We start from the raw sequence: 19,303 nt of genomic DNA, 5'->3' as shown, positions 1-19,303 counted from the left end.
GGGCCGTCCCGTTCCCGTTCCCGTTTCCGCTTCCGCGTGCTCCGGGCGGTCAGCGCCGTTCGTGCGCCCCCGGCAGCGGGAGCTCGAACCAGACCACCTTGCCGCTGCTCAGCCGGGTCGCGCCCCACCGCCGGGCGAGCCGGTTCACCAGGAACAGGCCGCGCCCGCCCTCGTCGGTGTCCCGGGCCCGCCGCTGGCGCGGCAGCTGCGGCGAGTCGTCGCCGACCTCGCAGCGCAGCACGTCCGTGCGCAGCAGCCGCAGCGTCACCGGCCGCTCCGCGTAACGGACGGCATTGGTGACCACCTCGCTGACCAGCAGCTCCAGCGAGTCGCTCAGCTCCTCCAGCCCCCAGCGGGCCAGCGCGCGCCGGGCGAACCGGCGGGCCCGGCCCGGAGCGGTCTCCTCCGGGTCCAGGAACCAGTACGCCACGTCGCTGGGCGCGATGCCCTCGAAGCGGGCCGCGAGCAGCGCGATGTCGTCGTCCCGGTCACCCGGGCCGAGCATGTCCAACACGTCGTCGCAGAGGGCCTCCAGCGGCGGCGAGTGGTCCAGCCCGGTCAGCTGCGCGGTCGTCGCGAGGCGCTCGCGCAGCTGCTCGATGCCGGTCCACACGTCCCGCAGCCGGGACTCCACCAGCCCGTCCGTGTACAGCAGCAGGGTGGCCCCGGCCGGGGCGTCCAGCTCCACGGCCTCGAAGTCCACGCCGCCGACCCCGATGGGGGCGCCCGGCGGCACGCGCAGCACCTCGGCGCGGCCGCCCAGGTGCAGCAGCACCGGCGGCGGGTGGCCGGCGTTGGCGATGGTGATCCGGTGCGAGACGGGGTCGTAGACCGCGTACAGGCAGGTGGCCATGCGGTCGGAGCCCAGCCGCTGGGCCTGCTCGTCCAGGTGGTGCAGCACCTCGGCCGGCGGCAGGTCCAGCTGGGCCAGGGTCTGCGCGGTGGTGCGCAGCTGGCCCATGATCGCCGCGGAGGTCATGGAGTGGCCCATGACGTCGCCGACGACCAGCGCGACCCGGCTGCCCGGCAGCGGTATGGCGTCGTACCAGTCGCCGCCCACCCGGGCCGTCTCGGCGGCGGGCAGGTAGCGGGAGGCCAGCCGGACCCCGGTGGGCTGGGGGAGGCCGTCGGGCAGCATCGTGCGCTGGAGCTCGTCGGCGATGTACGCCTCGCGCCCGTACAGCACGGCCTTGTCGATGCCGAGCGCGGTGTGCGTGGCCAGCTGCGCGGCGACGAGCAGGTCGTTCTGCTCGAACGCGTCCCGGTCGGGGGTGCGCAGGAACACGGCCGCGCCGATCACCCGGCGGCGGCCCCGCAGCGGGGCCAGGATGGCCCGCTGGCCGCGCGGCACGGGATGGTCGGTGCCCAGCAGCTCCGGGAGCGCGTCCTTGGCCCCGGCGGCCGAGCCGAAGACCGGGCGCACGCCGCGCAGCACCTCGGCGAGGGCCCCGCCGGGGCGGATCTCGCACAGCTCGGCCGCGGGCAGGTCACCCTGCGGGCCGACCAGCGGCAGCTGGCTGAAGTCGAGCTCGCCGGCGGCCCCCGCGGCCCCGGCGCCCCCGTCGGCGTCGGTAAGGTCGTCGATCGGCCGGAGCCGGTCGGTGCGGCGCAGCCTTAAAACGACCGGGCCGACGGGCCGCTCGTCGCCGACGGGCAGCGGGTCGCGCAGGTAGACGAGGATGGCGTCGGAGAACGTCGGCACGGTGGCCCGGCACAGGCCGAGCACGATCTCGTCGAGGTCGATGCCGCGCGCGATCCGGCGCGTGGCGGCGCCGACGAACCGCAGCCGGTCGCCCTCGCGGCGGGCCACGCCGACCTCGCCGAAGCCGGGGCCGTGGCCGGAACCGGCGCCGGAGGCCGGGAGCGGGACCGCCCGTACGGCCGCGGCGGCCTCGGCGGCGGCCGGCTCGCCCGGCGCCCCGTCGGCCGGGGTGCGCCGGCCCGCGTTGCGCGCGGCCTCGCCGTCCCGGCCGCGTGCCGCGGCCGCGCCGGTGTCCGCGGGGCCGTGCCCGGAGCCCTCGCCGGTGGTGCCGCGCGGGCGCGGGAAGTCGGCATGCGTGCGTACGGCCTCGGCGGCCGCGATGGGGGCCTTGCCGTGGCCGAGCTCATCCGTACCTCCGCCGGAGGCGACGGTGGGCTGCGGGCCCTCCTGGGAGGTGGGGTACTCCGTCACGCGTGGAATTCCGTCCGTTTGCGCTCGATGTGCGCTGCACTCAACTCGGTCAGTCGCGGTATACCCGCTCAGCGGCGGGGGCACCATCACCCCCGGGTACCGCGTCCCGCTCGTTACCTTTCGCTCGCGTCGACCTCCGGTCAAGTCCCGGTCGCCGCAGGTCATTTACGGGTGCGGGACCGGTGGGGCCCCTCGTGCACGACCTGCGGAGGACGATCCTACGGTTGACCCCCGGGGGCGCATCAAGGGTCTCATGAGGTCATATGCGCCGGGGTGCGGTCCCAGTCCTCGGGCAGAACCGGAACTCCCCAGGCCGGATCGGGCCTCCAGTCCTGCCATCCGTCGCTGAACGGAGCCCCCCAGGCCTTGACGACCTCCACGGCCGAGCGCCCCGCGTCCACCACCCGGCGCGCCTGGTCCTGGTCCATCAGCCCGATCCGCTGCGCCTGCGCGAACTCGTCCTCGTCCAGCCACTTCCAGCTGCGGTCGGGGTAGACCGCGATGTCGAGGAAGTGGTCGACGGAGTCGACCCCGCCGGCCCACCGGGTACGGGGCTCCTCCAGGTTGACGTACCAGTTGCGCAGGGTCCAGTCGTCGTCCCAGAACAGCCAGACCGACCACGGCTCCCCGGGCCGGGCCAGCTTCAGCACGCCCCCGCCGAACCAGCGCGAGCGCGCGGTGGTGCGGGGCGCGGTGTAGCGGGTGGCGAGCGGCTCCCGGTGTACCGGACTGCCGTCGGCCAGCACCGGCTTGACGCACTCGGTGCCGGGCGCCATCCACACGGCGAGCAGCTCGTCCGTGTCGCGCACCACCGTCACCGGGCGGGCGATGTGGATGGGGCCGGCCTGCCCCGGGGCGTGGTCGCGGTAGCGCCAGAGGATCTGCTCCCCGGGCGCCCAGTGCGGCGCCGACGCCGCGTCACCCGCGGCGGGCCGCGCCGCGCCGCCCCCGGGCCCCCCGTAGGTACCTGTCATGCGCAGATCTTAGGGCGGCGGCCCCGCGGGACGCTGCGGTGCAGGTCACGGAGGGGGCCGGGGACGGTAAACGACCGGATTCGGCCCCTGGCCGGAACCGATTTCAGGGCCGGGTCATCCGCAGCACGTCGAGCGCCTCGTCCAGCTGCGCGAGGGTGAGCGCGCCCCGGTCGACGTAGCCGGACTCCAGCACGACCTCCCTGATCGTCTTCCGCTCGGCGAGGGCGCGCTTGGCCACCTTGGCCGCCTCCTCGTAGCCGATGTACCGGTTGAGCGGGGTCACCACCGAGGGCGAGGACTCGGCGTACTCCCTGGCCCGCTCGGAGTTGGCGGTGATCCCGTCCACGGTGCGGTCGGCCAGCAGCCGACTGCCGTTGCCGAGCAGGCGGATCGATTCGAGCAGGTTCCGGGCCATCACCGGGAGCATCACATTGAGCTCGAAGTTGCCGGCGGCGCCCGCGACGGCGACCGTCGCGTCGTTCCCCATCACCTGCGCGGCGATCATCAACAGGGCTTCGGGGACGACCGGATTGACCTTTCCGGGCATGATCGAGGACCCCGGCTGGAGATCCGGCAGATTGATTTCGGCCAATCCGGTGCGCGGGCCGGAGGCCATCCAGCGCAGGTCGTTGCAGATCTTGGTGAGCGAGACGGCGATCGTACGGAGCGCCCCGGACGTCTCCACCAGCGCGTCCCGGGCCCCCTGGGCCTCGAAGTGGTCGCGGGCCTCGGTCAACGGCAGCCCGGTCGCGCGGGCCACCTCGGCGATCACGGCCGCCGAGAACCCGGGCGGGGTGTTGATCCCGGTGCCCACCGCGGTACCGCCCAGCGGCAGCTCGGCCAGCCGCGGCAGGGCGGCCCGCAGCCGGTCCACGCCGTAGCGGACCTGGGCGGCGTACCCGCCGAACTCCTGGCCCAGGGTGACCGGAGTGGCGTCCATCAGGTGCGTGCGCCCGGCCTTGACCACCTCGGAGAACTCGGCCGCCTTGCGCTCCAGGGCGGCGGCGAGGTGCTCCAGGGCCGGGACCAGCTCGCGGGAGACGGCGGCGGTGGCCGCGATGTGGATCGACGAGGGGAAGACGTCGTTGGAGCTCTGCGAGGCGTTGACGTGGTCGTTGGGGTGGACCTCGCGCCCGAGCCGCTCGGTGGCCAGGGTGGCGATCACCTCGTTGGTGTTCATGTTGGACGAGGTCCCCGACCCGGTCTGGAACACGTCGACGGGGAAGTGCTCGTCCCAGCGCCCCTCGGCGACCTCGGCGGCGGCGGACCGGATCGCCCGCGCGACGTCCTCGTCCACCACTCCCAGCTCGGCGTTGACCAGGGCGGCGGCGGCCTTGATCCGGGCGAGGGCCTCGATGTGGGCGCGCTCGATGCGCTGCCCGGAGAGCGGGAAGTTCTCCACCGCGCGCTGGGTCTGCGCGCGCCACTTGGCGTGCGCGGGGACGCGGACCTCGCCCATGGAGTCGTGCTCGGTCCGGAACGCCTGCGGCTGCTGATCGTCGGTCATCTTTGTAGCCTCCTCAGAAACTTGAGCAATTGTCTTGTTCGAACTGTTCCCATCTCCCCTACCGGCCAGTAAATACCGGTGGTAACACCGATATCGGGGAGGCGTTCATGGCACGTGCCCGCACGAAACCCAGGCTCAGATGTACCTTCGCCGCCGTCGCGGCGTTCGCGGCCGCCCTCGGGGGCGTCACCGCCGTCACCCCCATGGCCCAGGCCGCACCCGCCGCTTCCGGCTCGATCGCACCCCTGTCGCCCGAGCTGGAGGCCGTACGCGCCGCCGAGGCCGTCAAGATCTACGGGGACCCGGCGATCCGGCCGCTCGCCGAGCGCAAGACCGGCCTCATCTCCCTCGGCGACAGCGAGATCTCCGGCGAGGGCGTCGGCAACTACGACCCCGCCACCAACACCCCGTCCAACCAGTGCCACCGCTCGCCCGACGCGGCCATCCACCGCACCGGCATCCCCGCCGACCTCACCTTCAACGTCGCCTGCTCCGGCGGCTACACGGGCAACATCCGGATCGGCGGCAGCAAGCAGTACGCCGACGAGCTCGTCCAGAGCGACAGCCTGGCCGTCAAGGCGCGCAACACGAAGATCAAGATGGTGCTGCTGGTCGCCGGAGCCAACGACGACCTCCAGTTCGGCCCCGTCATGACCGACTGCGTCACCCGCTGGGTGCTCAGCCAGGGCACCTGCGAACCCAAGTACGGCCCCGGCTGGCAGTCCCGCGTCGACGGCCTGAAGCCCAAGGTCGAGGCCACCGTCGCGGACCTCAAGACCGTCATGCGCGACGCCGGCTACGCCGACACCGACTACAAGCTCGTCGTCATGGGCTACCCCAGCCCCATCGGCCCCGACTTCAACGACAACCCGAACTTCCCCGGCAAGCTCCCCGGCGGCTGCGCCGGCTACGACTCCGACGCCACCTGGGGCCGCAACTACGCCGTGCCCACCTTCGAGAAGGGCATGCGCGCCGCGGCCCTCGCCTCCGGCGCGGTCTACCTCGACAACTCGCGGCTCTTCCACGGCCACGAGGTCTGCATGGAGGACACCTGGGCCCGCGGCCTCTACCTCGACCTCGGGGACCACTTCCCCTGGGACGAGAACACCGCCCGCCAGTCCTTCCACCCCAACTACCGGGGCCACGGCGCCTTCGCGTCCTGCCTCACCCAGCTCTACGCCTCCGGCCTGCGCGAGGCCTCCTGCGCCGACCCGGCGAGCACCGGCACCCCCGTCCTCCAGGCCGGCGCCTGGGACTCCCTCTACAAGCCCCTGAAGAACGAAGCCACCGGCAACTGCCTCGACTCCTTCGGCGGCTCCAGCGCCAACGAGACCAAGGTCGTCGGCTGGGACTGCCACGGCGGCCGCAACCAGGGCTGGTGGTACGACTCCGCCAGGAAGTCCCTCCACGTCGAACTCACCCACGACCGCTGCCTCGACGCCCCGGGCGCCAACTACGGCGCCGGCACCGGGATGATCCTCTACAACTGCCACGGCGGCGCCAACCAGCAGTTCGTCCGCGACGGCGCCACCCTGCGCCCCGCGGCCGCCCCCGGCATGTGCCTCACCGTCGCCGCCGCCCACGAGCAGCTGCGCCTCCAGCCCTGCAACGGCTCCGCGAACCAGCGCTTCGCGTAAGCCGCCCGTCCCCGCACCGCCACCGCACCCCCCACACCCGGCCGGACCGCTCCGGCCGGGTGTTCCCACGTCCGGGACCCGGCCCGCTAAATGGCCTCCAGCTGCTCCCGTACCTGCCGGGGCCGGTTGGTGATGATCGTCTCCACCCCGAGCCGCACGCACAGCTCCACGTCCTCGGGCTCGTCCACGGTCCACACCCGCACCCGCAGCCCCTTGGCCCGCAGCCGGCCCACCAGTCCCGGATCCCGGCGCACCAGGTCGATACCGGGACCCGCGTGCCCCGCGAACGGCGGACGCGGCGGCCGCACGGCCCGCTCGATCAGGTACACGGCGGGCAGACCCGGCGCCAGCCGGTGCATCCGGGTCAGCGCGTTCCGGGAGAAGCTCATCACCTCGACGCGGCCGTCCGCTCCGTCGGCCAGCCCGTACTCCTTCAGCACCCGGACGAGCTCGGCCTCCAGCCGGCCGCCGGCCCGGGTGGGGTGCTTGGTCTCCACGGCCAGCCCGACGGGCCGGTCCGCGGCGAGGGCCTCCTGGAGCAGGTCCTCGAACAGCAGCACCCGGGCCCCCCGGTGCTTCTCGCCCTTCCACCCGCCGAAGTCGAACGCGCACAGCTGCTCGTACGTCATCGCCGAGACCACCCCGCGCCCGTCGGAGGTCCGCTCCACGGTCCGGTCGTGCACGCACACCAGCCGTCCGTCCCGGCTCAGGCGCACATCGCACTCCAGGGCGTCCGCCCCGTCGGCGACGGCCTGCCGGTAGGCCTCGATGGTGTGCTCGGGGTGTTCCTGCGAGGCCCCGCGGTGCGCGACGACCCGGACGGTGCGGGCGGTGCGGAGGGAGGGCGTCGACGCTGTCATACGGGGATCCTTGCGAACCGGGGTGAACGGGTCGCCGCAGGGCGGCGTACCCGACGTTAACCCCGGTGCCCGGGAGCGGAAACCGCGGGCGGGGAACTACGGCTTCGCGGGCTGGGGGGCCAGCGGGGCCGGGGTGACCTTGTAGCCGCCCTTGACCACCTCCGTGAAGGGGGCCGGGGCCATGCAGGTGCCCACCCGGGGCTCCACCACCGAGCCGTCCGCGTTCACGTCGACGTTGGCGACCGCCCAGGAGAAGCCGACCCGGTCAGGGGCGCCGTGCTCGCCGTCCTGGACGCTGATCCCGATCCGCTTGCCCTCCCAGCCGACGTTCGAGGTCTTGACCACGGCCGTCAGGGTGGCGGTCCTGCCGCCCGTGACCAGGCAGTCGATCTCCGCCTCGGCGGTGCCGGTGAAGCCGGACTCCTTGAAGTGGTGGGAGATGGTCACCCGGCCCCGCGCGTCCGTCGGCAGGCCCTTCTCCAGGCCCGGGGTGTTCGGGTACGGCTTGGTCCACGGGGCCGACTCGGCGTCGACCGTGAAGCGGATGTCGTCCTTGGGGGAGTACGGGAAGAAGATCGCGCCGCCCCCGTGCACCGAGGCGGTCTTCGGCGCGACCGGCGCCGCCGGGGCCGGGGACGCCAGGGCCACGGCCGCGAGCAGGGCGGCGGTTCCGGCGAGGGCGAGGGCACGCGTACGGGGCTTCATGATGAACTCCCTTTTGGGGTAGGCCGTTTCGGGTACGGGAACAGCCTCGCCGGGAGCCGGCGCCCCTGCCATCTGCCGAAGGGCGGAGACGCGCGAGGGCCCCTCCCCCGAACGGGGGAGGGGCCCTCGGAGCCGCGTACTACAGACCCGGGCCGCGCACCGGGATGTGGGTGAACGTCGGCTCGGGGGCCGGGTTCTGGAAGAAGTCGTTGCCCTTGTCGTCGACGACGATGAAGGCCGGGAAGTCCTCGACCTCGATCTTCCAGACCGCCTCCATGCCGAGCTCCTCGTACTCCAGGACCTCGACCTTCTTGATGCAGTCCTGCGCCAGGCGCGCCGCCGGGCCGCCGATCGAGCCGAGGTAGAAGCCGCCGTGCGCGCCGCACGCGTCCGTCACCTGCTGCGAGCGGTTGCCCTTGGCCAGCATGACCTTGGAGCCGCCCGCCGCCTGGAACTGCTCGACGTAGCTGTCCATGCGGCCGGCCGTGGTCGGGCCGAAGGAGCCGGAGGCGTAGCCCTCGGGGGTCTTCGCGGGGCCGGCGTAGTACACCGGGTGGTCCTTGAGGTACTGCGGCATGCCCTCGCCGGCGTCCAGCCGCTCCTTGATCTTGGCGTGCGCGATGTCGCGGGCCACGACCAGGGGTCCGGTGAGGGACAGGCGGGTCTTGACCGGGTGCTCGGTCAGGGTCGCCAGGATCTCGTCCATCGGCCGGTTCAGGTCGATGGAGACCACGTCCGAGGACTCGTCCAGGTGGGAGTCCGTGGTGTCGGGCAGGAAGCGCGCCGGGTCCGTCTCCAGCTGCTCCAGGAACACGCCCTCGGCGGTGATCTTGGCGACCGCCTGGCGGTCCGCCGAGCAGGACACGGCGATCGCGACCGGGAGGGAGGCGCCGTGGCGCGGCAGGCGGACGACGCGGACGTCGTGGCAGAAGTACTTGCCGCCGAACTGCGCTCCGATGCCGATCTTCTGAGTCAGCTCGAAGACCTGCTGCTCCAGGGCCTCGTCGCGGAAGCCGTGGCCCAGGGCGGAGCCCTCGCGCGGCAGCTCGTCCAGGTAGTGCGCGGAGGCGTACTTCGCGGTCTTGAGCGCGTGCTCGGCGGAGGTGCCGCCGACCACGATCGCCAGGTGGTACGGCGGGCAGGCCGCCGTGCCGAGCGAGCGGATCTTCTCCTCCAGGAACTTCATCATGGAGGCCTCGTTGAGGACCGCCTTGGTCTCCTGGTAGAGGAAGGACTTGTTGGCGGAGCCACCGCCCTTGGCCATGAAGAGGAACTTGTACGCGCCGCCGTCGGTCGCGTACAGCTCGATCTGCGCGGGCAGGTTCGAGCCGGTGTTCTTCTCCTCCCACATGGTCAGCGGGGCCATCTGCGAGTAGCGCAGGTTCAGCTCGGTGTAGGCGTCGTAGATGCCGCGCGAGAGGGCCTCCTCGTCGCCGCCCTGCGTCAGCACGTTCTGGCCGCGCTTGCCCATGACGATCGCCGTGCCCGTGTCCTGGCACATGGGCAGGACGCCGGCCGCCGCGATGTTCGCGTTCTTCAGGAGGTCGAGCGCGACGAACTTGTCGTTCGAGCTGGCCTCCGGGTCGTCGATGATCCGGCGGAGCTGCGCGAGGTGCGCGGGGCGCAGGAAGTGCTGGATGTCGTGGATGGCCTCGGCGGCGAGCTTGCGCAGCGCCTCCGGCTCGACCTTGAGGAACGTACGGCCGTCGGCCTCGAACGTCGAGACTCCCTCCGAGGTCACCAGCCGGTAGGGGGTGGTGTCCTCGCCCAGGGGCAGCAGGTCGGTGTACGCGAACTCCGGCATTTGGGTAGCCATTCCTCACTCGGCAGACAGCGCTGGCGACCAATTGGCAGCGCGGACATCAAGCGTAGGACCTCTCGCGCCGGCTGTGTCTGTGAGGTAAGGCTCACCCAGCAGTATCGCGATCTATCGTGTCTCGCTATGCTGGGCGGCGTGGACATGGAAAAGCACACCGCCTCCCCTGCCCCCGCGCCCGGCGACGGGGCCGCCGGACCCTCCGGGCTGCGCGCCTCCGACGCCGACCGGGACCGGATCGCGCAGATCCTCTCCGACGCCCTCGCGGAGGGCCGCCTGACCGCCGAGGAGCACTCCGAGCGCCTCGACACCCTGTACGCGGTCAAGACCGTCGGGGAGCTGGACCTGCTGGTGCGCGACCTCCCGGCGGGCACGGGCGGCCACCGGCCCGCCGCGTCCGCCGCTACCGACACCCCCGCCGCGCCGGCCGCCGGCGGACCCGCCGAGACGGTCGTCGCGGTGTGCAGCAGCTCCGCCCGCAAGGGCCGCTGGCGCCCCGGCGCCCGCACGCGTGCGGTATCGGTCATGGGCGACATCACCATCGACCTCAGCGAGGCCGTCTTCGAGCAGCAGGTCACCGAGATCACCGCGACCAGCGTCCTCGGCAACATCGAGGTCCTCGTCCCCGAGAACGTCACCCTGCGCGGCTACGGCAGCGGCGTCCTCGGCAACTTCGAAGTGCGCGGCGAGGGCGTCGCCGCCGACCCGCAGGCCCCCGTGGTGATCGTCCGCGGCTTCGCCCTGCTCGGCAACATCGAGGCCCGCCCCAAGCGCGGCTCCCGCCTCGTCGACCTGGCCGCGAAGCTCCGCAAGCACCTCGACTGAAACACGACCGGGCTGCGTCCGGTTTCGGACGAACCCGGCCGCCCCGGCGGCACGCGGTGCATAGCGGCACGCGCAGCGGGTAGGGACTGGTGCATCGTCTCTCGCTCGCGTATACGTCGTCAGGAGTAGACCGTGCCGCATCCGCCGCATCAGTCCCTGCATGCAGCCGCCGTCCAGAGCCTTCCGACGCGCCCGACGGCCGTGCCGAAGCCGCGGGATCCGGCCAGGGAAGAGGACGGCCCATGGCACGCCGAGGCCGTCTGCCGCAGGGACGAGGCGGGTCTCTTCTTCGCACCGTCCAAGGAGCCCACCGCGGCCCGGCTCGCCCGCGAGGAGGCCGCCAAAAGGGTCTGCGCCCGCTGCCCGGTGATGGTCGCCTGCCGCGAGCACGCCCTGCTCCAGCCGGAGCCGTACGGGGTCTGGGGCGGGCTCACCGCCGCCGAGCGCCGGGTGGTGCTGGGCCGCAGGCGGCGCCGGGCCGCCGAACTGCTCCCGGGCGCGGGCGCGCCCGGACCGGTCGCCGCGGCGGGCTGACCGGAGCGCGCGGCGCCGCGCACGTACGCACGCGTCGACCGGTCTCGGCCGGACCGGTGGTGAACGCGCCGAAGGGGCGGCCCCCCGCACAGGGGCCGCCCCTTCGCCGTGCCGTCGCCGGCCGGACCGCTCCTACTGGGCGCGGTCGAAGTCGATGTCGCTGTAGGCGCGCAGCTTCGACAGGCGGTGCGTGGAGTCGATCTGCCGGATCGTGCCCGACTTCGAGCGCATGACCAGCGAGGACGTGGTCGCGGTCTCGGAGCGGTAGTGGACGCCGCGCAGCAGCTCGCCGTCCGTGATGCCGGTGGCGACGAAGAAGACGTTCTCGCCGGACACCAGGTCGTTCGTGGTCAGGACCCGGTCCAGGTCGTGGCCCGCGTCGATGGCCTTCTGGCGCTCGGCGTCGTCCTTGGGCCACAGCTTGCCCTGGATGGTGCCGCCGAGGCACTTTATGGCGCAGGCGGAGATGATGCCCTCGGGGGTGCCGCCGATGCCCATGAGCAGGTCGACGCCGGTGCCCTCGCGGACGGCCATGACCGAGCCGGCGACGTCGCCGTCGGAGATGAACTTGATCCGGGCGCCGGTCTCGCGGATCTCCTTGACGATGCCCTCGTGGCGCGGGCGGTCCAGGATGACGACCGTGACGTCCTCGGGGGCGACCCGCTTGGCCTTGGCGACGCGGCGGATGTTCACCGAGACGGGGGCGTTGATGTCGACGAAGTCGGCGGCCTCGGGGCCGGTGACGAGCTTGTCCATGTAGAAGACCGCGGACGGGTCGAACATGGTTCCGCGGTCGGCGGCGGCCAGGACGGCGATGGCGTTGGGCATGCCCTTGGCGTTGAGCGTGGTGCCGTCGATCGGGTCCACGGCGATGTCGACCTCGGCGCCCGTGCCGTCACCGACGCGCTCGCCGTTGAAGAGCATGGGCGCTTCGTCCTTCTCGCCCTCGCCGATGACGACGACGCCGTTCATCGAGACGGTGGAGATCAGGGTGCGCATCGCGTTGACCGCGGCGCCGTCGGCGCCGAGCTTGTCGCCACGGCCCACCCACCGGCCCGCGGCGAGGGCCGCGGCCTCGGTGACCCGTACGAGTTCCAGGGCGAGGTTGCGGTCGGGCGAATCGGGGGCGACTTCGAGCTGGGGCGGCAGGTTGTGCTCGGTCATCGGAGCGCACCTTTCTGTACGACGACGGCCGGGATGTGAGGGTGCTGGAACTCTATCGGTTCATCGACATATTGAGCAGACCGGGTCACGTATGAGCGGCATATCGGTCATGCCGTACGGCTGAGCGGACATCGTGCGCCTCCGGTGGTGTGCCCGCCACGCCCGCCACGCCCACCCCGGCCGGTGATCGCGGAGGGCGATGCGGGACGATGGTGCGGTGGCAGGTATGAAAGGCAAGCAGACGGTCTGGGACATGGTCCGGTCGCTGACGGTGATCGGCGTGGTCGTGGCGGGCATCTACATATTCATCCCCCATGACGAGGACGCCGACCCTACGCGCACGGTGGACTACCGGGTGGAGACCATCACGGCCCGGCGCGCCGCGCCGTACCCGGTGGCGGCCCCGGTGGGCCTCCCGGACCAGTGGCGGGCGACCTCGGTGACCTTCGAGCGCAAGGACGCGAACGCCTGGCACCTGGGCTTCCAGGATCCGGACAAGCAGTACGTGGCGGTGGAGCAGTCCACCGACGCCTCGGCCAAGAACGTGGCCAAGCTCACCCAGCAGGCGAAGGCCACCGGGCAGACCCAGCAGGTCGGCGACCGGGCGTGGGAGCGCTGGGACGGCGAGAAGTACGACGCGCTCGTCCGGCAGGAGCAGGGCTACGTGACCGTGGTGACGGGCACGGCCGACTTCGACGGGCTCGCCGCGATGGCGGCGGCGCTGGAGTTCAAGCAGGGGCCGCAGGCCCCGTAGCGCGCAGACCCGTAGCCGCCGCGGGCATGGCCGCAGGTACGGCGAAAGGCCGCCCTCCCCGGGATCCGGGGAGGGCGGCCTTTCGCGTACGTCGTGTGCGTGTCCGTGCCGGTGCTCAGGCGGCGCGGGGGGCTCAGACGGTGGTGATGACCTGGTCGAAGTCCAGGCGCGGGGAGCGCGGGAACCAGGCGTTCTCGCCCGGCTTGCCGATGTTGACGACCATCAGCGGGGTGTGGTCGGCGTCCAGGAACTCCTTCTGGACGCCGTCGAAGTCCAGGCCGGTCATCGGGCCGGCGGCCAGACCGGCGGCGCGGACGCCGATGATGAAGTAGGCGGCCTGGAGGGCGCCGTTCAGCAGGGCGTTCTGCTCGCGGACCGGGCGCTCGGAGAAGAAGGCGTCCTTGGCCTGCGGGAAGTGCGGGAGCAGCTGGGGGAGCTCCTCGTGGAACTCGTTGTCCGCGGAGAGGATCGCGACCAGCGGGGCGGCGGAGGTCTTGGCCTGGTTGCCCTCGGCCATGTGCTTCACGAGGCGCTCGCGGGCCTCGGGGGAGCGGACGAGGGTGACGCGCAGCGGGCTCTGGTTGAAGGCGGTGGGGCCGAACTTCACGAGGTCGTAGATGGCCTGGACCTGCTCCTCGGTCACCGGCTCCTCGGAGAACGAGTTGGCGGTGCGGGCCTCGCGGAACAGCAGGTCCTGGGCAGCGGCGTCGAGCACGAGAGACATCGGTAAGCCTTCTTCTATGCGGAGGTGAAGCGGTGGCTCCGACTCTACGGCCAAAGTAGATGAAATTTCAACTACTAGCTGGGTTGGTGGTGCGGGTCACTCCTCGCGGCCGTCCCCGTCGTCCCCGGCCGCCGCCTCACGGGCGGCCAGTGCCGAGTCCAGCCGGGCGCGGGCCCCTTCGAGCCAGTGCCGGCAGACCTTCGCCAGCTCCTCGCCGCGCTCCCAGAGCGCCAGCGACTCCTCCAGGGAGGTGCCTCCGGCCTCCAGCTTGCGGACGACCTCCACGAGCTCGTCCCGTGCCTGTTCGTACCCCAGCGCCGTATCGGTGTCGGTCATTCCTTGGGTCCCATCGTAGGTATGCGGTGCGTCTGATTAGCGTGGAATGTGTCAGTTTTCGAGAGGGTCTGGACCGGCGGTCGAGCCGGTCTCCACCGCCGGCTCCGGGACCTGCGGCGGGGCGTTCGCCGGTTCCGGCTCCGCCACCTCCACCGCGAACTCGCCCGCCGCCACCCGGGCCCGCAGCACCTCGCCCGCCACGACCTCCCCGGGCGCCCGCACCACGTGCCCGTCGGCCCGCTGGAGCACCGCGTACCCGCGCTCCAGGGTGGCCTTCGGCGACAGCGCGACCACCCGGGCGAGCGTGTGCTCCAGCTCCGAGTCGGCCCGGTCCAGCAGGTGCCCGAGCGTGCGCCGGCTGCGGGCCAGCAGCGCCTCCAGCTCGGCCTCCCGGGTCTCCACCATCCGCTGCGGGTGCACGAACACAGGGCGCGCCAGCGCGTTCGCCAGGCCCCGCTCCTCCCGCTCCAGCAGCCCGCGCAGCGCCCGCAGGCCGCGGCCCTGGAGCTGGCGCACCCGCTCCAGCTCCTCGCCGACGTCCGGGACCACCTTCTTGGCCGCGTCCGTGGGCGTGGAGGCCCGCAGGTCCGCGACCAGGTCGAGCAGCGGGGAGTCCGGCTCGTGCCCGATCGCCGAGACCACCGGGGTGCGGGCCGCCGCGACCGTACGCACGACCTCCTCGTCGGAGAACGGCAGCAGGTCCTCCACGCTGCCGCCGCCCCGCGCCACGATGATCACGTCCACGCCGGGGTGCGCGTCCAGCTCCTTGACCGCCTGCACCACCTGGGGCACCGCGTGCACCCCCTGCACCGCCACGTTGCGCACCTCGAAGCGGACGGCCGGCCAGCGCCGCCGGGCGTTCTCCAGCACGTCCCGCTCGGCCGCCGAGGCCCGCCCCACCACCAGCCCGATCAGCTGCGGCAGGAACGGCAGCGGCTTCTTGCGGTCCAGGGCGAAGAGCCCCTCGGCGGCCAGCGACCGCTTCAGCCGCTCCAGGCGCGCCAGCAGCTCGCCGATGCCGACCGGGCGGATCTCGGTCACCCGCAGGGACAGCTGCCCGCGCGGGGCGTACCACTCCGGCTTGGCCAGTACGACGACCCGGGCGCCCTCGGAGACCACGTCCGCGACCTCGTCCCAGACCTGGCGGAAGCAGGTCACGCTCACCGAGATGTCGTGCGAGGGGTCGCGCAGCGTCAGGAACACCACCCCGGCCCCCGGCCGCCGGGACAGCTGCGTGATCTGCCCCTCCACCCACACCTGGCCCAGGCGGTCGATCCAGCCCCCGATGAGCCGGGACACCTGACCGACCGGCAGCGGCGCATCAGCCGACGTATTCAGACCCATGCACGCAGGCTAACCGCAGCCGCTGACAGCGTCTCAGGCCGCGTGCCGGGTGTCGCCGCCCGTACGCCCGCGCTGTACGAGGAGCAGCCCCAGGCCCGCCAGCAGCCACACCGCCCCCACCAGCTGGGCCGTCCAGGAGGCCTCCACGATCACGGCCACCGTCACGGCGGCCCCGAGCACCGGCACCACCAGGTGCTTCCACCACACCGGGGCCCCCGCCCGCCGCCGCACCACGAACCACCCCACCACCGAGGCGTGCAGCAGGGTGAACGCCACCAGCGCCCCCACGTCCACCACCGAGACCAGGTGGCCGAGGCCGGCGTCGCGCCGGGCCGCCCACACCGCCGCCACCAGCGTCACCGCGGCCGCCACCAGCAGTGCCGCCCTCGGGGTACCGCCCGAGGTGCGGGCCAGCACCCGCGGCAGCCGCCGCTCCCGGGCCATCGCGAACAGCAGCCGCCCCGCCGCCGCCTGCCCGGCCAGCGCCGCGAAGGCCGCCCCGACCGCCTTGCTCACCGCCACAAGGTCGTGCAGCCAGGGCCCGACCGAGGCCTCCACCGCGTCGTAGAAGGCCGGCCCCTGCCGCCCCGGGTCGGCCGCCAGCTCCGCCGAGGACGCCGGCGACAGCAGCGCCGCCAGGTAGGTCTGCGCCACGAACAGCACCCCGGTCAGCGCCAGGCAGAACAGCACGGCCCGCGCCACCCGGGCACTGCCCCCGGTGACCTCCTCCGCGAAGGAGGCGATGGCGTCGAAGCCCAGGTACGACAGGACGGCGACGGACACCGCGCCCAGCACGGCCGCCGCCGAGAAGGCCGACGACCCGTCCCCGGTCAGCGGCGAGAGCCAGCCGCGCCGGGCCCCGCCCTGGGCCAGCACGGTCACCGCAGCCACCAGGAACACCAGCAGCACCACGATCTCCATGGCCAGCACGGCGAAGCCCACCCGCGCGGCCGCCCGTACGCCCCACAGGTTCAGGGCCGTGGTGACCACCACCGCCAGCGCCGTCCACACCCACCGGGACACCTCCGGGACCAGCGCGTTCATCGCGATCCCGGAGAACAGGTACGCCACCGCCGGGATCAGCAGGTAGTCGAGCATCGCCATCCAGCCCGCGATCAGCCCGGCCCCCTCGCCGAGCCCCTTGCGGGCGTACGTGAACACCGAGCCGGCCTGCGGGGCCACCCGCACCATCTGCGCGTACGAGAAGGCCGTGAAGGCCATCGCCACGGTCGCGACGAGGTACACCAGGGCGACCGCGCCGTGCGACTTCGCGTCGAGGGTCCCGAAGACCCCCACCGGGGCCATGGGGGCGATGAAGAGCAGCCCGTAGACCACCAGGTCGCGGAAGCCCAGGTTCCGGCGCAGCGCCGCGGGGGCCGCCGTGCTGGAATCCGTAGCGGATGCCATCGGTCCTCCGGATGACGGTCGGTACGTACGTTCGGCCAAGTCTGTGCCGAACGGGCGACGTACGGCCTGCTGGAGACCCCCGTACGATGGAGCACATGACTGCTGCCGCCCCTGCTCCCGCCTCCCGCCGCGTCCTGCTCGCCGCCCCCCGCGGTTACTGCGCGGGTGTGGACCGTGCCGTGATCGCCGTCGAGAAGGCCCTGGAGCAGTACGGTGCTCCGGTCTACGTCCGCCACGAGATCGTGCACAACAAGTACGTCGTCCAGACGCTGCAGAAGAAGGGCGCCATCTTCGTCGAGAAGACGGAGGAGGTCCCGCCCGGCAACATCGTGATGTTCTCCGCGCACGGCGTGGCGCCCGTGGTGCACGAGGAGGCGGCGCGCGGCAGGCTCGCGACGATCGACGCGACCTGCCCGCTGGTCACCAAGGTCCACAAGGAAGCCGTCCGCTACGCCAACGAGGACTTCGACATCCTCCTCATCGGCCACGAGGGCCACGAGGAGGTCATCGGCACCTCCGGCGAGGCCCCGGACCACATCACCATCGTCGACGGCCCCGACGACGTGGCCAAGGTCGAGGTCCGCGACGAGTCCAAGGTCGTCTGGCTCTCCCAGACCACCCTCTCGGTCGACGAGACCATGGAGACCGTCGACGCGCTGAAGACGAAGTTCCCGCTGCTCGTCTCCCCGCCCAGTGACGACATCTGCTACGCCACCTCGAACCGGCAGGCCGCCGTCAAGGTGATGGGCGCCGACTCCGACCTCGTCATCGTCGTCGGCTCCAAGAACTCCTCGAACTCCATCCGCCTCGTCGAGGTCGCCCTCGACGCCGGCGCGAAGGCCGCCCACCTGGTCGACTTCGCCAGCGAGATCGACGAGGCCTGGCTGGACGGCGTCACCACCGTCGGCCTGACCTCGGGCGCCTCCGTCCCGGAGGTCCTCGTCGAGGAAGTCCTGGAATGGCTCTCCCGGCGCGGCTACGCGGACGTGGAGATCGTCAAGACGGCCGAGGAGCACATCGTCTTCTCCCTGCCCAAGGAGCTGCGCCGCGACCTGCGCGCGGAGGCCGCGGAACTGGTCGCCGAGAAGTAAGTCCTTTCGTACCGTATGTCCATGCAGATCTTCGGTGTGGACATCGGCGGTTCAGGCATCAAGGGCGCTCCCGTGGACCTGGCCCGCGGCGAGCTGGCACAGGAGCGCCACAAGGTACTCACCCCACAGCCGGCCACCCCCGAGGGGGTGGCCGGCTGTGTCGCGGAGGTGGTCGGCGCCTTCTCCTGGGACGGCCCCGTCGGCGTCACCTTCCCGGGAGTGGTCACGGGCGGCGTCACCCGCACGGCCGCCAACGTCGACCCCGGCTGGATCGGCCTCGACGCGGCGGCCCTGCTCTCCGCCCGGCTGGACGGCAGGCCGGTCACGGTCCTCAACGACGCCGACGCGGCGGGCGTCGCCGAGATGACGTACGGGGCGGGGCGCGGGGTGCCCGGCACGGTGCTGCTGCTCACCCTGGGCACGGGCATCGGCAGCGCGCTCTTCCAGGACGGACGGCTCGTGCCGAACACGGAGCTGGGCCACCTGGAGCTCAAGGGCCACGACGCGGAGACCCGGGCCTCGGTGAAGGCCAAGGAGGACGGGGACCTCAGCTGGGAGCGCTGGGCGCACCGGCTGCAGAAGTACCTGGCCCACGTGGAGATGCTCTTCTCCCCGGACCTGTTCATCCTGGGCGGCGGAGTCAGCCGCAAGCCGGAGAAGTTCCTGCCGCTGGTCAAGGGGATCCGGGCGGAGATCGTCCCCGCGAAGCTCCAGAACAACGCGGGGATCGTCGGCGCGGCGATGGCCGCCCGCGACCGCGCGGACGGCGCGACAGGGGCCTCAGGGGCCTCAGGGGCGTCCGGGGCTCAGTAGGCGGCGCCGGCCGTCCTGCGCTGCTGCCGGGCGGCCCGCTTGCGCCCGCTCAGGGCGGCCCGGCGCACGAGCGCGATCAGCCCGGCGGCGAGGGTGCCCGCGTACAGCCACCCGGCGTGCAGGGACAGCGCGGACACCACCCCCATGAGCTGCCCGCCGAGGCCGCCGGAGCCGCCCGAGACGGGCCACACCCCGGCGGCGAAGGCGATGGGGGCCGAGATCGGGGCGGTGACCAGGTCCGCGGGCCGCACCCACACGCCGACCGCGGCGGCGACGGGCAGGAAGAGCAGCCCGTACGCGAAGAGGGAGGAGCCGAAGAGCAGCCGGCACACCCCCGCCACCAGCAGCATCGCCAGGCAGGCGAACAGCCCGGCGCCGAACCCGGTCAGCATGGGCCGGGGCAGCCGGCGGGGCGCGGCGGGGCGCCGCGACTGGGCGGGCACCCGGGCGGGAACGCGGGAGGGCACCTGCGGGTGACGTACCGAACGCATCCTGTATTGCTCCACCCCACCAAACTAGGCGGGAAGGGCCCCGAACCCGGGCCCGGACACGCGTACAACGAGTGCCGCTCATCGGAAAGTAAACTGTCCGGTGGCCCACCTCCGGGCCGCCGCCCCCTCCAGCTACGGGAAGTCGCCA

General features: G+C 72.7%; 18 protein-coding genes. 6 read left to right on the top strand and 12 right to left on the bottom strand.

From position 1 onward, the window contains the following. Window positions 1–49: 49 nt before the first annotated feature. From OG553_RS11150 to OG553_RS11140, 3 genes are all read right to left on the bottom strand, one after another. Window positions 50–2,173, bottom strand: a complete 2,124-nt coding sequence (locus tag OG553_RS11150; RefSeq protein WP_405978823.1) for a SpoIIE family protein phosphatase — start codon at window positions 2,171–2,173, stop codon at window positions 50–52. A gap of 251 nt (window positions 2,174–2,424) precedes the next feature. Further along, a complete protein-coding gene (locus OG553_RS11145; protein WP_405978822.1) occupies window positions 2,425–3,147 on the bottom strand; it encodes a DUF402 domain-containing protein in 723 nt (240 codons plus the stop codon). Window positions 3,148–3,250: 103 nt separating this feature from the next. Beyond that, window positions 3,251–4,654, bottom strand: coding sequence for a class II fumarate hydratase (locus OG553_RS11140; RefSeq protein ID WP_405978821.1), 1,404 nt, complete (start codon window positions 4,652–4,654; stop codon window positions 3,251–3,253). Between the two features lie 107 nt (window positions 4,655–4,761). Here OG553_RS11140 and OG553_RS11135 point away from each other — a divergent pair, with 107 nt between their 5' ends. After that, window positions 4,762–6,291, top strand: coding sequence for a ricin-type beta-trefoil lectin domain protein (locus OG553_RS11135; RefSeq protein ID WP_405978820.1), 1,530 nt, complete (start codon window positions 4,762–4,764; stop codon window positions 6,289–6,291). An 86-nt stretch (window positions 6,292–6,377) separates the two neighbouring features. On the opposite strand, the gene OG553_RS11130 is transcribed toward OG553_RS11135, so the two are convergent. From OG553_RS11130 to OG553_RS11120, 3 genes are all read right to left on the bottom strand, one after another. Next, on the bottom strand, window positions 6,378–7,151 hold the full coding sequence (locus OG553_RS11130; RefSeq protein ID WP_405978819.1) for a glycerophosphodiester phosphodiesterase: 774 nt from the start codon (window positions 7,149–7,151) through the stop codon (window positions 6,378–6,380). A 96-nt stretch (window positions 7,152–7,247) separates the two neighbouring features. Continuing rightward, the gene (locus OG553_RS11125; protein WP_405978818.1) at window positions 7,248–7,856 is read right to left on the bottom strand and encodes a hypothetical protein; all 609 of its coding nucleotides are present in this window, start codon (window positions 7,854–7,856) and stop codon (window positions 7,248–7,250) included. A gap of 139 nt (window positions 7,857–7,995) precedes the next feature. Beyond that, a complete protein-coding gene (locus OG553_RS11120; RefSeq protein WP_405978817.1) occupies window positions 7,996–9,660 on the bottom strand; it encodes a fumarate hydratase in 1,665 nt (554 codons plus the stop codon). 150 nt (window positions 9,661–9,810) lie between these two features. Here OG553_RS11120 and OG553_RS11115 point away from each other — a divergent pair, with 150 nt between their 5' ends. Both OG553_RS11115 and OG553_RS11110 read left to right on the top strand, forming a co-directional pair. Continuing rightward, window positions 9,811–10,497, top strand: a complete 687-nt coding sequence (locus tag OG553_RS11115; protein ID WP_405978816.1) for a DUF1707 domain-containing protein — start codon at window positions 9,811–9,813, stop codon at window positions 10,495–10,497. A 132-nt stretch (window positions 10,498–10,629) separates the two neighbouring features. Beyond that, entirely contained in the window at window positions 10,630–11,031 is a 402-nt protein-coding gene (locus OG553_RS11110) for a WhiB family transcriptional regulator (RefSeq protein ID WP_405978815.1), read from the top strand. Between the two features lie 132 nt (window positions 11,032–11,163). Here the strand turns inward: OG553_RS11110 and glpX are convergent, their stop codons facing one another. After that, window positions 11,164–12,195, bottom strand: coding sequence for a class II fructose-bisphosphatase (gene glpX / locus OG553_RS11105; protein ID WP_405978814.1), 1,032 nt, complete (start codon window positions 12,193–12,195; stop codon window positions 11,164–11,166). 226 nt (window positions 12,196–12,421) lie between these two features. Between glpX and OG553_RS11100 the strand changes: the two genes are divergently transcribed. Continuing rightward, a complete protein-coding gene (locus OG553_RS11100) occupies window positions 12,422–12,949 on the top strand; it encodes a DUF4245 domain-containing protein (RefSeq protein WP_405983015.1) in 528 nt (175 codons plus the stop codon). Window positions 12,950–13,082: 133 nt separating this feature from the next. Here OG553_RS11100 and OG553_RS11095 read toward each other — a convergent pair whose 3' ends face one another. The 4 genes from OG553_RS11095 to OG553_RS11080 form a co-directional block, all read right to left on the bottom strand. Next, window positions 13,083–13,673: a malonic semialdehyde reductase gene (locus OG553_RS11095; protein WP_405978813.1), complete on the bottom strand. Its 591-nt coding sequence runs from the start codon at window positions 13,671–13,673 to the stop codon at window positions 13,083–13,085. A 96-nt stretch (window positions 13,674–13,769) separates the two neighbouring features. Continuing rightward, a complete protein-coding gene (locus tag OG553_RS11090; RefSeq protein WP_405978812.1) occupies window positions 13,770–14,009 on the bottom strand; it encodes an exodeoxyribonuclease VII small subunit in 240 nt (79 codons plus the stop codon). 51 nt (window positions 14,010–14,060) lie between these two features. Then, window positions 14,061–15,353: an exodeoxyribonuclease VII large subunit gene (xseA, locus tag OG553_RS11085; protein ID WP_405978811.1), complete on the bottom strand. Its 1,293-nt coding sequence runs from the start codon at window positions 15,351–15,353 to the stop codon at window positions 14,061–14,063. A gap of 33 nt (window positions 15,354–15,386) precedes the next feature. Beyond that, the gene (locus tag OG553_RS11080; RefSeq protein ID WP_405978810.1) at window positions 15,387–16,760 is read right to left on the bottom strand and encodes an APC family permease; all 1,374 of its coding nucleotides are present in this window, start codon (window positions 16,758–16,760) and stop codon (window positions 15,387–15,389) included. 86 nt (window positions 16,761–16,846) lie between these two features. Here OG553_RS11080 and OG553_RS11075 point away from each other — a divergent pair, with 86 nt between their 5' ends. Then, the gene (locus tag OG553_RS11075) at window positions 16,847–17,851 is read left to right on the top strand and encodes a 4-hydroxy-3-methylbut-2-enyl diphosphate reductase (protein ID WP_405978809.1); all 1,005 of its coding nucleotides are present in this window, start codon (window positions 16,847–16,849) and stop codon (window positions 17,849–17,851) included. Between the two features lie 21 nt (window positions 17,852–17,872). Continuing rightward, the gene (ppgK, locus tag OG553_RS11070) at window positions 17,873–18,664 is read left to right on the top strand and encodes a polyphosphate--glucose phosphotransferase (RefSeq protein WP_405978808.1); all 792 of its coding nucleotides are present in this window, start codon (window positions 17,873–17,875) and stop codon (window positions 18,662–18,664) included. Here ppgK and OG553_RS11065 read toward each other — a convergent pair. Then, window positions 18,658–19,155, bottom strand: a complete 498-nt coding sequence (locus tag OG553_RS11065; protein ID WP_405978807.1) for a DUF6542 domain-containing protein — start codon at window positions 19,153–19,155, stop codon at window positions 18,658–18,660. The genes ppgK and OG553_RS11065 overlap by 7 nt on opposite strands. Window positions 19,156–19,303 lie beyond the last annotated feature (148 nt).

This window comes from Streptomyces sp. NBC_00158 (genome assembly GCF_045160885.1).
Taxonomy (GTDB): Bacteria; Actinomycetota; Actinomycetes; order Streptomycetales; family Streptomycetaceae; genus Streptomyces.
The sequence above is the reverse complement of the archived record's forward strand: the minus strand, read 5'-3'. Positions and strand labels throughout refer to the sequence as shown.